Origin of the sequence: Streptococcus tangpeifui (assembly GCF_044503215.1) — a bacterium.
Classification (GTDB): Bacteria; Bacillota; Bacilli; order Lactobacillales; family Streptococcaceae; genus Streptococcus; species Streptococcus tangpeifui.
In genome coordinates, this window is sequence record NZ_CP172427.1 from 2244669 (window position 1) to 2260078 (window position 15410).

At 38.6% G+C, this 15410-nt stretch carries 10 protein-coding genes and 2 tRNA genes; 7 read left to right on the forward strand and 5 right to left on the reverse strand.

Features of this window, described 5'->3' with window-relative positions:
• A complete protein-coding gene (yfmF, locus tag ACFSN5_RS10370) occupies nt 1-1248 on the reverse strand; it encodes an EF-P 5-aminopentanol modification-associated protein YfmF (protein WP_165212570.1) in 1248 nt (415 codons plus the stop codon).
• Nucleotides 1249-1327: 79 nt separating this feature from the next.
• On the opposite strand from yfmF, the gene yaaA reads away from it, so the two are divergent.
• Both yaaA and recF read left to right on the forward strand, forming a co-directional pair.
• Entirely contained in the window at nt 1328-1726 is a 399-nt protein-coding gene (yaaA, locus tag ACFSN5_RS10375; protein WP_165212572.1) for a S4 domain-containing protein YaaA, read from the forward strand.
• Nucleotide 1727: 1 nt separating this feature from the next.
• Nucleotides 1728-2822 carry a DNA replication/repair protein RecF gene (gene recF / locus ACFSN5_RS10380; protein ID WP_165212574.1) on the forward strand — a complete coding sequence of 365 codons (1095 nt, stop codon included), beginning with the start codon at nt 1728-1730 and terminating at the stop codon, nt 2820-2822.
• Between the two features lie 1186 nt (nt 2823-4008).
• On the opposite strand, the gene guaB is transcribed toward recF, so the two are convergent.
• Entirely contained in the window at nt 4009-5490 is a 1482-nt protein-coding gene (guaB, locus tag ACFSN5_RS10385; protein ID WP_165212576.1) for an IMP dehydrogenase, read from the reverse strand.
• A 740-nt stretch (nt 5491-6230) separates the two neighbouring features.
• Nucleotides 6231-7256: a tryptophan--tRNA ligase gene (trpS, locus tag ACFSN5_RS10390; RefSeq protein ID WP_165329460.1), complete on the reverse strand. Its 1026-nt coding sequence runs from the start codon at nt 7254-7256 to the stop codon at nt 6231-6233.
• Between the two features lie 171 nt (nt 7257-7427).
• Between trpS and ACFSN5_RS10395 the strand changes: the two genes are divergently transcribed.
• Entirely contained in the window at nt 7428-9047 is a 1620-nt protein-coding gene (locus ACFSN5_RS10395) for an ATP-binding cassette domain-containing protein (protein WP_165212580.1), read from the forward strand.
• Nucleotides 9048-9108: 61 nt separating this feature from the next.
• The gene (locus tag ACFSN5_RS10400; RefSeq protein ID WP_165212582.1) at nt 9109-11715 is read left to right on the forward strand and encodes a YfhO family protein; all 2607 of its coding nucleotides are present in this window, start codon (nt 9109-9111) and stop codon (nt 11713-11715) included.
• Between the two features lie 58 nt (nt 11716-11773).
• Here ACFSN5_RS10400 and ACFSN5_RS10405 read toward each other — a convergent pair.
• Nucleotides 11774-11845 (reverse strand) — tRNA-Glu (locus tag ACFSN5_RS10405).
• Nucleotides 11846-12009: 164 nt separating this feature from the next.
• Here ACFSN5_RS10405 and ACFSN5_RS10410 point away from each other — a divergent pair.
• Nucleotides 12010-12083, forward strand: a tRNA-Arg gene (locus ACFSN5_RS10410).
• Nucleotides 12084-12136: 53 nt separating this feature from the next.
• Here ACFSN5_RS10410 and rlmH read toward each other — a convergent pair.
• Complete coding sequence (rlmH, locus tag ACFSN5_RS10415; RefSeq protein ID WP_165212584.1) at nt 12137-12616, reverse strand: 23S rRNA (pseudouridine(1915)-N(3))-methyltransferase RlmH; 480 nt, start codon at nt 12614-12616, stop codon at nt 12137-12139.
• A 197-nt stretch (nt 12617-12813) separates the two neighbouring features.
• Here rlmH and ACFSN5_RS10420 point away from each other — a divergent pair, with 197 nt between their 5' ends.
• Nucleotides 12814-14019 carry a S1C family serine protease gene (locus ACFSN5_RS10420; RefSeq protein ID WP_165212586.1) on the forward strand — a complete coding sequence of 402 codons (1206 nt, stop codon included), beginning with the start codon at nt 12814-12816 and terminating at the stop codon, nt 14017-14019.
• Between the two features lie 417 nt (nt 14020-14436).
• Nucleotides 14437-15207 carry a ParB/RepB/Spo0J family partition protein gene (locus ACFSN5_RS10425; protein ID WP_165212588.1) on the forward strand — a complete coding sequence of 257 codons (771 nt, stop codon included), beginning with the start codon at nt 14437-14439 and terminating at the stop codon, nt 15205-15207.
• The last annotated feature ends 203 nt before the right edge of the window (nt 15208-15410 follow it).

Consider the following 15410-nt stretch of genomic DNA (forward strand, 5'->3'; position numbering starts at 1 on the left):
TTACTTTTTTCCTTCTAGGTAGTAAACGGCCTGTAAATGAATCTTTCTGGCTAGATGCATAATATCACCTTTATTGACCGCATTAATTTTATCAGGCCAGTTAGAAAAAGTCTCATCCGTTTTGACAAGATATTTTTTATTATAAGTTCTCTCAATTAAAGCTTTTGGCCAATCTTCTGCCAGATAAAAATTGTTAAGCAGAAGCTGCTTGGTTTCTCGTAAAAGTTGACCAGAAAAGCGGCCTGTTTTCAAATTGTGCCACTCTTTATTTATCAATCTGAGAGTTTTTTCTCGGTGGCTCTTATCAATACCAGCGTAAACTTGTAGTAAACCTGTATAAGGATGAATTTGACTGGAAATTGAATAAGCTAATCCTTCTTTTTCCCTCACTTCTGTAAAGAGACGGGAGTGGGCAAAACCTCCTAGTATACCGTTTAAGACTTGGGCAACTGGAAAATCAACTTGACCGTAAGTCACAGGTAAAAGATAGCCTAGCTGTAAAATTGACTGATGATCAAAGCGTCGGTCAATTTTTTCTTTTGTGATATTAAGATGCTCTTGACTATAGTTGACAAGGTTGTAAAGCTTTCTTGCTTGGAAGGGAAAACGATTGATTTCCTCTAGGGCGGAAGAAGCCTCAAAATTTCCAAAGAGAAAAATATCTATCTGATCCTCTTTGAGCATTCTTTGAAATTCTTGATAAGCTGTAAAAGAGTTTTCTTGTTCCACCAGATCTACTCTAGCATACTTGGAAATTTTTAAATTCTCATCTTGATAAAATAAATCGTAAAGCCCTAACTCACTGATATAGAAAGAGTCTTCTTTGTCAGCTTCAAGATAGGATATCAAATTGGCCTTTTCTACATCGAAAATCTTAGATTGAAATTGCTCCAAAGTGATTAAAGGCTTGTAAAGAATAGTATAAAGCATGTCAAAAATTTCATGTTGAAAGGTCTCTTCATTAAGATAGGCTGGATTAATAAATTCAAGATCTATATCAATGATATGAGCCTTTCCTTTGGTTGACACTCTAGTTGACAAACTAGTTCCATAAAGCTTGGCCAAGGCTTTACGTAATTTTTGTGAAGTGGGATAGTGAGCATTGGCAGTGGCCAACATTTGGGCAACTAAAACTCTCTTAGCTACTGTTTTTTCTAAATGTTCACTTGTGAAGCGAAGCGTGATGCGATTGGTTTTAAATTTTTCAGTCTTTATCAGGTGTAGATTGACACCCTCAACAATTTTCATGGACTCTCCTCGGGTCAGTTATTGTCTTAAATTATATCATTTTATGCTATAATATTCTCATTAGAAAGTCGAGGAAACCATGGATTACAAACTGTTTGAGGACTTTATTACTCTACAAGCTTTGCTAAAAGATTTACGGATCATCAGAAGCGGTGGAGCTGCTAAGTTTTTTTTGGCAGAGAACATTGTCCTATTTAACGGCCAAGATGAAAAAAGACGAGGCAAAAAATTGCGGATCGGTGATAACATCAGTCTGCCTGAACAAAATTTAATCATCAATTTGGTTCAACCCAGTCCTGAGGAACTCGCTCAACACCAAGAGGATGAGGCTGAAAAAGAAAGAGTTGCTGCCTTGGTCAAAAAAATGAATCAGAAAACGGCTAAGAAACAGAAACAAGGAAATTCCAAAGGCAATCAGTCAGCAAAAGGGAACTCTAAAAAGTCTGTTCGTAAGCCTGTTCGCTTCCCTGGTACCTAAGATGTGGTTAGAATCTATCTCTCTCAAAAATTTCCGCAATTATTCTGAAATGACAGCTGAATTTTCCAGCGGTCTCAATATTTTCCTCGGTCAAAATGCTCAAGGCAAGACTAACTTTCTCGAAGCTATTTATTTTCTTGCTCTAACTCGCAGTCATAGGACTCATTGGGACAAGGAACTAATAAATTTTCACGCCAAGGGACTCTCTGTCTCAGGGCTTTTAAGACGGACGAGCGGTAAGCTTCCCCTAGAGATCAATTTGTCTGATAAGGGACGAATTACTAAAGTTAACTACCTTAAACAAGCGAAATTATCCGATTACATTGGCAACATGACTGTGGTTCTCTTTGCTCCTGAAGATTTACAGCTGGTCAAGGGAGCTCCTAGTTTACGACGAAAATTTTTAGATATAGATTTGGGACAAATAAAGCCTGTTTACTTATCAGATTTATCTAATTATAATCATGTTTTAAAACAGCGAAATTCCTATCTCAAGACAGCGGAGATTGTTGACAAAGATTATTTAGCCGTCATTGATGAGCAATTGGCTGATTTTGGAAGTCGGGTGATGGAGCATCGTTATCAGTTTGTCCAAAATTTGACTTTAGAAGCAGATAAACACCACCATATTATTTCCAATCAGCTGGAACACCTAAAAATTTCCTATCAATCATCAGTTAAGTTTCAAGAACCAGCTGATATAAAGCAAAATTTCTTAGAACAGTTAGCGAAGTCTTTTAGCCGCGATAGTTTTAAAAAAAATACGGGTGTAGGTCCGCACCGAGATGATCTAGCTTTTTTTATCAATGATATGAATGCCTCCTTTGGCAGTCAAGGCCAGCAGCGTAGCTTAATTCTATCTCTAAAACTAGCAGAAATCGAATTGATCAAGGGAACGACGGGAGATACTCCGATCCTCTTACTTGATGATGTCATGAGTGAGCTTGACAATAACCGTCAACTTCGTTTACTTGATGGCATTAAGGAGAATGTTCAAACCTTTATCACCACAACCAGTTTAGACCATTTACAGAGGCTACCAGATAACTTAAAAATCTTCACAGTTGACAAGGGAACTATAAAAACCACCGAGTGAAATCGGTGGTTTTCTTGTGTTTTTAAGAGTCTGATACAAAAGTCCAGACTCGTTAGCATTGTTCTAGATTTACTAGATTGACGCAGTGGTTGGGGATAAGACTTGTTGGCTATGCCAAGAAGTCTTACCCCTGCACAGTTCATTAGGTGCTTTAATACCAATGAACCACTGCTGATTGGGTTTTTCTGTAACTGGAGCTTCTTAGTTTTTAAGCGCCCTCCTAAACAGTCTACAAGACTGTTTGAGAAAACCAATATCAAACTGTGCGGAGGTGGGATTGAAATGCTCCAGTGGATTTTGGCAGTCTGGGGATAGACTGCCAAAGCCTGCCACCTAAAAATAAGAAAGTGGCAGAGGCTTGATCCTTAAAACGGGAGAGAGCAAAATCAAAGTCATGATTTTATCACGATTTACTGATTGAGTCCCACTCTCAACTTGACAAAACTGTAAAGAAACAAGCTAACTCAGAAAACCTTAGTAAAGTATCCAATGTTCGAGGGACTTTCGTGATCTTGTACTTTTCTTATCTTTTTCTTCTGCTACAACAGGTAATCTTTTTTAATCACTTCACTAAGCTTAAGAAAGCCCTGTAGCCTCAATAACTTTTAGAGGCTTGTTTTATTCCGTTGACTAGAGCAGAAAATGCATACAATAAAGACACTAATACTACTATAAGTATTCATAATATAAAAATAACTTCATAATTAATTAGTTAAAGAATCTCCTGATTTATATTCTAAAATCATACCGCTTACGCCTTCCATAACACCGTCAGCAATGACTTTGAAAATAATAATCTCTTACCAACTCTCGGAATGACAACGAGCAAAGCACAATCGTCAGCGGTTGAGCCTGCACCTTGAACCGCACCAATACTACCATTAGTGACCATGACTCTAATCACTCTTCTTCCTTCAACATTACTGCTGTTCGTTTTTGAAGGCGCAATTGATTCTGCTAATTAAAATAATCAAAAAACATTGTATCTGATATAGGTGTATTCATAAAAAATCTCTTTAGTAAATATTAGTGTATTTAGACATCAAAACATCCGATTCCTGCGTATTTAGGAATCGGATGTTTCTGCTTTTGTTTTACTTTTAATTAACTATCATCATGCCTTCTATTTTCATAAAGGTAGTTAATTAGAGTAATAACTTTATTTTTATAATATCTCGTTTCTTTTTTACTGAACTGAGTAGTTTGGTGCTTCGTTAGTAATTTGGACATCATGTGGGTGACTTTCAATCAAGCCAGCTCCTGACATTTCAATGAATTGCGCCTTATCATGAAGGGCTGGAATATCCGCCGCACCTGTGTAGCCCATACCTGACTTGATACCACCGACCAATTGGAAAACAATATCAGCAGCAGCACCTTTATAAGCTACACGACCTTCAATTCCTTCTGGAACCAACTTGTTAGCTTCATTGACAGAACCTTGGAAGTAACGATCGCTTGATCCCTTCTTCATAGCGGCCACAGATCCCATACCACGGTAAGTTTTAAATTTACGCCCTTGGAAAATTTCTGTTTCACCTGGCGCTTCATCAGTACCAGCTAACATTGAACCGAGCATAACAGCATGACCACCAGCCGCTAAGGCCTTGACGATATCACCTGAATACTTGATACCGCCATCAGCAATAATCGTCTTACCGTATTCACGAGCAACACCGGCTGCATCGTAGATAGCTGTTATTTGTGGGACACCAACACCAGCAACGACGCGAGTCGTACAAATTGAACCTGGACCGATCCCAACCTTAACGACATCAACACCAGCATCATAAAGAGCACGCGCCCCTTCAGCAGTTGCAATATTACCAGCAATTAAGGTCTTATCTGGGAAAGTTGCACGAATTTCTGCAATCTTGCGGAGAACACCAGCTGAGTGACCGTGAGCTGTATCAATAACAATGGCATCGGCTCCAGCTTCAAAGAGAGCTGTTGCCCGTTCAAAAGTATCTGAAGTAACACCAACCGCAGCTGCCACTAGGAGACGACCAAATTCATCCTTAGCGGCACTTGGAAACTCAATAACTTTTTCAATATCTTTGATGGTAATAAGTCCAGACAAACGGCCATCTTCATCAACTAAAGGTAATTTCTCAATACGGTGTTGCTGCAGAATAGCTTCAGCTGTCTTTAGATCTGTGCCTACTGAAGCCGTCACCAGATTGTCACTGGTCATATAAGTTTTAATAGGCTGGCTATAATCCGAAATAAAGCGCATATCGCGGTTGGTAAGAATACCGACTAATTTACGATTTTCCAGAGTTTCTACAACTGGAACACCAGAAATCCGATAGCGCCCCATCAATTCATCTGCTTCAGCAACTGTGTGGTCTGGGGTTAGGAAGAATGGGTCAATGATAACGCCATTTTCCGAACGTTTTACCTTACGGACTTCTTCAGCTTGAGCTTCGATTGACATATTTTTGTGGATCACACCCAAGCCACCAGCACGTGCCATAGCAATAGCCATACCGCTTTCAGTTACAGTATCCATGGCAGCTGTAATAATCGGGATGTTTAATGTCAAATTCTTTGCCAGTTTTGTCTGCATGTTAACCTCATTTGGAAGCACATGACTTTCTGCTGGAATAAGCAAAACATCATCGAAAGTGTAGCCTTTTTTCAAAAATTTAGTGTCCCAATTTGACATTAAATCCATCCTCTTTTCTATAAAAATTAGCTCCAAAAGCTCTTATTATTAGTATAATATCATATCATGCTTTAAAAATTTGTCAATAAAATTTTAAGGGAAAACTATAAAAAAACTGGCCCTGTTTTGGTCCAGTAGATAGGAGAATTTGATGTTTAAAAAGGAAGCGTGAAGAGCTTAAAAATTGAAAATTTTGGTTCTCATCACGCCCTAGTTTCAAGGTGATGACCTGAAACGTTCTCTCCCAAGCCGTTTTTGACACTTGCTTTGCAAGCTTCATTTCTTGACTTAAACAGGTCTCCCAGACCTTTTTAACCCACCTCCGCACAGCTCAAAAGATCCAGGGAACCTTTTGAGATCTGAAATAAGATGAACGATGGTCATCACATTCGTTTAGTTTTTCCGGTTTAGCCTTGTGGCAAAAGGAAAGCCAACCAGCAGCGGGTTCATTAAGGCTGGGGAAAAAGTATTCCAGTCTTCTATCTTTTTGCAGTAATAACAGTTTAACACAGTGGTTGATTGGAGGTCCTTATCTCGGGGCGCATTCCTATTTCAGGCGCCCCCTTAAACAGTCTACTGGACTGTTTAACTACCACGCAAGTGCTAGCGGTCACCCTAATCAACTGTGTAGGGGCAAAAGACTTGTTGACTAGGCCAAGAAGTCTTGTCCCCAACCACTGCGCTAAGAATTTATTCCAAAATAAGAAGACTGGACGAGTTCTGGCCAGCCTCTGTATTTTCTATTTAAAGTAATTGAGACCCATAGCTGACTTAACATCATCTAAGGTTTGGGCAGCAGCTTGACGTGCTGCTTGGCTTCCTTTTTCTAACATGCGATAGACCTCGCCCATATCCTTTGCAAACTCCAAACGGCGTTCACGAATAGGCCCTAGCTCACGCTCCAAGATTTCAAGTAAGTAGCGCTTAGTCTTAACATCTCCCAGACCACCAGCTTGATAATGCTCTTTCATGGCTTGAATATCTGCTTGATCTTTTTCACGTCCAAAGACATCTAAATAATGGAAGACCATATTTCCTTCGATCCTTCCGGGATCTTCAACTTTGATATGATTGGGATCAGTATACATACTCATGACCTTTTTCTTGAGTGTGTCAGCATCATCAGCCAGATAGATACCATTGCCCAAAGACTTGGACATTTTAGCATTTCCATCAAGACCTGGCAGTCGGCCAGCCGCTTCATTTTCAGGATAGATGCCTTCTGGCTCGACTAGAACATCACAATCATAGGTATGGTTAAAACTGCGGACAATCTCGCGTGTCTGTTCAATCATCGGCTTCTGGTCAGTTCCGACAGGAACTAGGTTGGCTTTAAAGGCTGTGATATCAGCTGCTTGGGCAATAGGATAAACCAAAAAACCTGTTGGAATGGACTCCCCAAAGCCTTTTTGGGCAATCTCTGTCTTGACAGTCGGATTGCGTTCCAAACGGCTTAGAGATACCAAGTTCATGTAGTACATGGACAATTCAGCTAATTCAGGAATCTGACTTTGGATAAAAATAGTTGATTTTTCTGGATCCAGACCGGCTGCCAAATAATCTAGCGCTACGTTTCCTACAGATTCCACAATAGTTTGAGGGTCTTTAGCATGATCTGTCAGAGCTTGTTGATCTGCTAAAAAGACAAACATCTGGTATTTTTCTTCATTTTGTAGACGCACACGGTTTTGCAAGCTACCAACATAGTGACCGATATGTAATTTACCAGTTGGTCTATCTCCGGTTAAAATAATAGGTTTTGTCATATTAATTTCTTCTCTCTTTTTTCTTTCAATAGCTCTTTAGATTATATCATAAATCCTTAGTAAAAGGCCGACTCCTTTTTGTCTTTGACTTGTCATCTACTTTAGATTGAAAAATCACCCTATTTCTAGTAGAATGAGAACACGTATTATAAAGAATAAAGAGGTAACACTTTGCTTACAGTATCAGACATTTCTCTGCGTTTTAGCGACCGGAAGCTTTTCGACAACGTCAATATTAACTTTACAGCTGGCAATACTTATGGCCTGATTGGGGCTAATGGAGCCGGTAAATCAACTTTTCTCAAGATTTTGGCCGGTGACATTGAGCCAACTACGGGCCATGTTTCTCTTGGTCCTAATGAACGCCTCTCTGTCCTTCGGCAAAATCACTTTGACTACGAAGAAGAGCGGGCTATTGATGTTGTTATCATGGGTAATGAACAGCTCTACAAGGTTATGAAGGAGAAGGATGCCATCTATATGAAACCTGATTTTTCCGAAGAAGATGGGGTCCGTGCAGCGGAGTTAGAAGGTACTTTTGCAGAACTTGGCGGCTGGGAAGCTGAAAGTGAAGCCTCGCAGCTCCTTCAAAACCTCAATATACCAGAAGATTTCCATTATCAAAACATGAGCGAACTGGCTAATGGTGATAAGGTCAAGGTGCTCCTAGCCAAGGCTCTCTTTGGTAAGCCAGATGTTCTGCTTTTGGACGAACCGACCAATGGGCTTGATATTCAGTCTATTTCTTGGCTGGAAGATTTTTTGATCGACTTTGAAAATACCGTTATTGTGGTTTCCCATGATCGTCACTTTTTAAATAAAGTTTGCACCCACATGGCTGACCTTGACTTCGGTAAGATTCAGATCTATGTTGGTAATTACGATTTTTGGAAAGAATCTTCCGAACTGGCTGCTAAGCTACAGGCAGATCGCAATGCCAAGGCCGAAGAGAAGATTAAAGAATTGCAAGAATTTGTAGCTCGTTTCTCAGCTAATGCTTCTAAATCCAAACAGGCGACCTCTCGTAAGAAAATGCTGGATAAGATTGAGCTAGAAGAAATTGTTCCATCCAGCCGAAAATATCCTTTTATCAGTTTTAAATCTGAACGAGAAATTGGTAATGATCTTTTGACTGTGGAAAATCTATCGGTTACCGTTGATGGAGAAAAAATTCTCGATAACATTAGTTTCATCCTGCGTCCAGGTGATAAAACAGCTCTGATTGGCCAAAATGATATTCAAACCACAGCTTTGATTCGAGCTTTGATGGGCGAAATTGAGTACGAAGGGAGTATTAAATGGGGCGTAACAACTAGTCGCTCTTATTTACCAAAAGATAATTCAAAAGATTTTGCATCTGGAGAATCTATTCTTGAATGGCTGCGTCAGTTTGCTTCTAAAGAGGAAGATGACAACACCTTCCTGCGTGGATTCTTGGGACGTATGCTTTTCTCAGGCGACGAGGTTAACAAGTCTGTCAATGTCCTATCAGGTGGAGAAAAGGTGCGCGTGATGTTATCCAAGCTCATGCTTCTTAAATCCAATGTTCTTGTCTTAGATGATCCAACCAACCACTTGGACTTGGAGTCTATTTCCAGCCTCAATGATGGTCTGAGAGATTTTAAGGAATCTATTATTTTTGCCAGCCACGATCATGAATTCATTCAAACCTTAGCAAATCATATTGTTGTCATTTCTAAAAATGGGGTGATCGACCGAATTGATGAAACTTATGATGAATTCTTGGCTAATGAAGAAGTTCAAGCTAAGGTTCAAGATTTGTGGAAATAAAACAATTAAAGAGTCTGATGCTAGAAAGTATTCAGGCTCTTTAAAATAAGGAAAGTTTATTATGCTAGCAGTTATGAAAAAACATCAAAAAATCCTCGCTTTCTATGGCTCCGCCTTTCTTCTACCTGCTCTGATTATGCTAGTAGTACTCTGGTCCATAGATATTTACTGGGGCAGTAAAACAACTATTTTAGCCAGTGATGGTTTTCATCAATATTCTATTTTTGCAACCCAATTGCGTAATATCTTGCATGGTAGTGATAGTTTCTTTTATACCTTTACGTCTGGTCTAGGACTAAATTTTTACGCTCTCTCTGGTTATTATTTAGGGTCCTTTCTATCGCCCTTTTACTATTTTTTTAGTGTCAAGTCTATGGCTGATGCGGTTTATCTCTTCACTCTCATTAAGTTTGGCTTGATGGGGGTGTCAATGTCCTTTACACTTCGTAAACGTTTTGTAAACCTTCAAGAACCTCTGATAATTAGCCTATCAACGTCTTATGCTCTCATGAGTTTTGCAGTTAGCCAGCTAGAAATCAACACTTGGCTAGATGTTCTTATCCTGGCTCCTCTAATTATCTTAGGATTGCATTATCTTTTAGAACAAAAGAGTTTCTGGATCTACTACTTGACACTGACGTTACTCTTTATCCAAAATTATTATTTTGGTTTTATGATGGCAATCTTCTTAATGTTCTATTTTCTAGTCCAATTGACTCGAAATCCCAATTGGCAGAGACTTGTCACTTCCTTTAGAAACTTTACAATTGTGTCAATTTTGTCAGCTTTAACATCAGCTATTATGTTGTTACCAAGCTATTTGGATCTGTCAACTCATGGAGAAAAGCTGTCGACTTTTAACACTTTACTAGCTGATAAGGTCTGGACTTTTGATCTCTTTGCTAAAAATTTTGTTGGATCCTATGATACCACAAAATTTGGTGCTATTCCCATGATTTATGTTGGTCTTTTCCCATTAGCTCTGGCTCTTACTTTCTTTACTGTTAAAGAAATAAAGTGGATTGTTAGATTGGCCTATGCCTTGCTTATAGGAGTTATAATCGCCAGCTTCTATCTCAATCCTCTAGATTTACTTTGGCAGGGAATGCACGCGCCAAATATGTTTCTCCACCGCTATGCTTGGCTATTCTCAACCCTTATAATTTTAATGGCTGGCGAAAGTCTTAGTCATCTGCAAAAGTTCTATGTTAAACGGCTATTAGCAGTTTTCTCTTTTTTAATTATCGGATTTATCCTAACTTTTATCTATGTCAGACACTATACCTTTTTAAAACCAATTCATCTGGTTTTAACCCTAGCCTTTCTAATAGCCTATGCAGTTATATTAATTGCCTTTAAGACAAAGCAATTAGGACTCCTAGCCATGGTTGGCTTCACTCTTATTTTTACACTTTTTGAAACTGGCCTCAACACTTACTATCAAGTTAGTAACTTGAATGATGAATGGATTTTTCCAACCAGAGAAGGTTATGAACAAGACCAGAACCAAATTGGTCAATTGGTCAAATATACCAAGCAACAGCAAGATACGTTTTTTAGAACTGAACGACTTTTACCCCAGACTGGCAACGATAGTATGAAATTCAACTACAATGGTATCTCTCAATTTTCTTCTATTCGTAATACCGCTTCCAGCAGCCAGTTAGATCGACTGGGCTTCCAATCAAATGGGACTAATCTTAACTTGCGCTACCAAAATAATACGATTATTGCTGATAGTCTTTTTGGCGTTACTTACAATCTTTCCAATGAGGATGTTGGTAAGTATGGTTTCAAAGTGGTTAAAAGCTCTGGCTTTCTTTCGCTTTACCGTAATAAAAATGCTAGCCAATTAGCAATTTTGACGGATAGAGTTTACAAAGATGTCAAGTTTACTATCAATACATTGGACAATCAGGCTTCTTTACTCAACAATCTAACGGGGCTTGACCAAACTTACTTTACACATTTGTCAAGTCAGACTCAAGACTCTTTGACTAACTTTAACGATCACCTAACTGTCGTTGCTCCTGCAGGTGAAAATACTGCCAAACTTAGCTATCAGGTCAATGTTCCAGCCAATCAACAAGTTTACATCAGCCTTCCTAATCTTTCACTTAGTAACGAAGATGCTAATAGTGTAACAGTAACCGTTAATGACAAAGTTTATAACTATACTACTGATAATGCCTTTAGCTTCTTTAATTTGGGTTACTTTCAAAAAGAAAGTCAAGTAAAAGTTACCTTGGCCTTTCCAGAAAATCATCAAGTTTCCTTTGAACGACCAAACTTCTACGGCCTCAATACTCAAACTTATCAAAGGGCTATGGACAAAATTAAATCGCAAAGGGTCACTGTTACAACTCAAAATAATCAGGTTACTGCCAACTATACCGCTAAAAAAGCTGGTTCACTCTTCTTTACTCTTCCCTATGATAAAGGCTGGTCAGCTAAACTAAACGGCAAGCCTGTCAAAATTCGTAAAGCACAAAAAGGTTTCATGGTAGTTGATGTCCCAGCGGGTAAAGGGAAAGTTAAGTTGAGCTTTATTCCAAATGGTTTTAAATTAGCCAGTCTCATTTCTATAGCAGGTCTTATTCTTTTTCTTCTCTATAATTATAGTTATCATCGTTTTGTAAAGAGACAAACAAAGGCTTCTGGATACTAGTCCAAAAGCCTTTTTCTGGGTAAAATAAAAGTTGCTTACGCAACTTAAAGTCTTATCATAGTCCGTACGGGATTCGAACCCGTGTTACCGCCGTGAAAAGGCGGTGTCTTAACCCCTTGACCAACGGACCAGACTTCAATAGTATATCCTAGTCTATCAGATGTGTCAATAGTTTTTTAAAATTATTTTTAAAGTTCTTTAAGTAACTTGCAAAAGGCCTGTCTCTTCTAGAAACTAACAGTTTTTTTACAATATTGACAGCAAAAGGCTTATTTTGATAGAATAAGAAGAGTTGGTTCCATAGCTCAGCTGGATAGAGCATTCGCCTTCTAAGCGAACGGTCGCAGGTTCGAATCCTGCTGGAATCATTTTTTGCTAAAAATCTAAAAAATAAGCTTGAAAGTCTACAAGGCTTGTTTTTTTATTTGTGATAGGGACTGCCTTCCTGAATCATAAAGGCCCGATAAATCTGTTCCACCAAAACAAGACGCATTAGTTGATGAGGCAAGGTCAAACGTCCAAAACTCATCAAGAGATTAGCTCGCTTCTTAACTTGAGGAGATAGGCCCAGACTTCCACCAATTATAAAAGTAATATCAGAAAAGCCTCGTAGAGCAACATCAGCCAATTTCTTGGCAAACTCTTCTGACGACCATTCCTGTCCTTCAATGGCCAATACAATGACAAAGTCCCTATCAGCTATCTTACTCATAATTCGGCCAGCTTCTTTTTCCATAATTTGTTGCTTTTGGGCAAGACTGGCCTTGTCAGGTGTTTTCTCATCTGCTAATTCGGTCATTTCAAATTTGGCAAAACGCCCCAGACGTTTTGCATATTCGGCAATCCCTTCTTTAAGATATTTTTCTTTCAGTTTGCCAACTGTAATTAATTTTATCTTCATAACATCATTATACCATAGGCCGTTTTCGACAGTTTTTCCACATAGAAGAAGGCCTCTTCTTCCCTAATCCAACAGCCTTTTTCCCCTATTTTAACAAAGTTATCCACAGCCTGTGAATTCTTGCTTTTTCCCTAACAATAGGGTATAGTTAAGAGGTATTTTTAATATAAGAAGATTTTATTTTGGAGGATTGATTATTGGAAAATTCAAAGAAAATACCTTGGAAAAAAATTCTAACACCTTTTTTGGTATTGCTCATTGGCTTTATCGGGGGGTTGCTGGCTACTTTCTTGATGTTGAAACTCAGCGGTGTTACAACTTCTATCGGTAAAACATCTGTCAGCAATATCAAATACAATAATTCCTCAGATGTGACCAAGGCTGTTGATAAGGTCAAAGATGCTGTTGTTACTGTTTCTAATTACCAAGAACTATCTGATGCGGAAGCTGAAGCTGCTGATAAGGCTGGAATTGAAAAAGATAAAGATGGCTTAGTTCAATACGGCCAAGGTTCTGGGGTAATCTATAAAAAAGATGGTAAAGATGCCTACGTTGTAACCAACGCCCATGTAGTTGACGGTGCTGAAAAGTTAACTATCATGATGGGGACTGAAAAAGACCAGAAAGAAGCCATAAAAGGAGACTTAGTCGGTTCTGATACCTATTCAGACTTAGCTGTGATTAAAATTTCTTCTGACAAGGTCTCTAAAATAGCAGAATTTGCGGATTCTTCTTCTGTTAAAGTGGGAGAAACGGCTATTGCAATCGGTAGTCCGTTAGGTTCTGAGTTTGCCAATACTGTCACCCAAGGGATTGTTTCCAGTCTTGATCGGACAGTGACTTTACAGGCTGAAGATGGTTCAACTGTTCAAACTAAAGCTTTTCAGACTGATGCTGCCATCAATCCTGGGAATTCTGGTGGTGCCCTAATCAACATTGAAGGACAGGTCATAGGCATTAACTCAAGCAAAATCACCATGGAAGGCTATGAGGGAATGGGATTTGCTATTCCATCAAATGATGTCGTTTCAACTATTAATCAATTAGAAAAAGATGGTAAAGTTGTCCGTCCAGCCCTTGGTATTACTATGGCTGATTTGAGTAGTGCAAGCTCGTCAATTCAAGATAAAGTGGATGTTCCCGATGATGTGACCAAGGGAGTTGTTGTTGGTTCCGTTCAGTCTGATATGCCAGCTGATGGTAAATTAGAGGAATATGATGTTATCACTAAAATTAATGATAAAGAAGTTACCTCTGTCGCTGAACTCCAAGAAGAACTTTATAAACATAAAATTGGTGATACAGTTACCTTAACTTTCTACCGTGATGGTAATAAGAAAACTGTTGATATCAAACTAACTAAAACTAATAATGATCTGGATACTTCTTCCAGCAGCAAGTAAAACTTGATAGTTTATAAGTTGAGGGTGGAACAAGAATTAGAAAATCGATACAGGTGATAAAATACCTAGAAGATTTTATACTATCAGCAGCCATATTGGTAAGGAACAATTATGTCTCTGATTCCACAGCATTGTAGGCGAGTTGAACTATTAGCTATCACTTGCATGATAGTTATAAGTTCAATAATTGTTTTTAAGGGCACGCTTGAAAATGAGAATGCGCCTCAAAATCAAGACTTTTAATCAGCAGGGGTTCATTAGGTGCTTTAGCACTAATAACTGTGCAAGGGTAAGACTAAGTTGGCATAGCCAACAAGTTTTACTCCCAAGCACTGCATCAATTGCTTTATCTAAAATAATTAACACGAGGCTGAACTTTTGTCCCAGCCTCATCTTTTTTAATTTGAAGGGATGGTTATGACTGTAGAACTAAAAGAGTTAAATTTAAACGAAATATATCCCAATCCTTTTCAACCTCGTTTAAGTTTTAAACAAAAGGAATTGGAAGAGTTAGCAGACTCCATCAAAGAGAATGGTCTCATTCAGCCGATTATTGTCCGAAAATCACCTATCATTGGCTATGAATTAATTGCGGGTGAGCGGCGTTTTAGGGCTTGTCAGCTGGCCCATTTACAAACAATTCCAGCGATTATTAAGGAACTTTCAGACCAAGATAGTCGTATTCAAGCGATTATTGAGAACTTACAGCGGTCTAACCTCAATCCTATTGAGGAAGCCAAGGCTTATCGAGACTTGATTGAAACCAACCAGATGACTCATGAGGAAATCGCTAAATATATGGGGAAATCCCGCCCTTACATCACTAATTTTTTACGTCTTCTTAATTTATCTGACTCTTTGCAAACAGCTTTGGAAGATGGCAGTCTATCTTCTGGCCATGCACGCCTCTTGCTGGGCTTAAGCGATAAAGAACAAGAAGCTTGGTTAAAGAGAATTAAAGCTGAAGGACTATCGGTCAGAGCTTTAGAAAAATTACTCAAGCCCAAAAATAATCCCAAATACTCGGTCAAAAAGCAGAATATTTTTAAAAAAGATTTGGAGAAAGAACTGACCAAATCTTTGGGAATTCCCGTTACCATAAACATGGCTAACAATCAATCAGGTAAGATAGTCATTCATTTTTCATCCTCAGAAGAGTTAAACAGAATTATCAACAAGCTAAAATAAGCTGTGGATTCGAAAAACTCTTGGGCAGACCTTTTACACATATAAAAACTCACTAAAACCTTGATTTCAAAGCTTTTCTGTTATTCTCCACACCCTGTGGAAAACTTTCGTCAACAATGTGAATTTTTTCTTTTCTGCCTGTGGAAAACTTCTTTTTTTTATGTTAGAATACGGTACAAGATATTCTGAAAATGGAGAGAGCT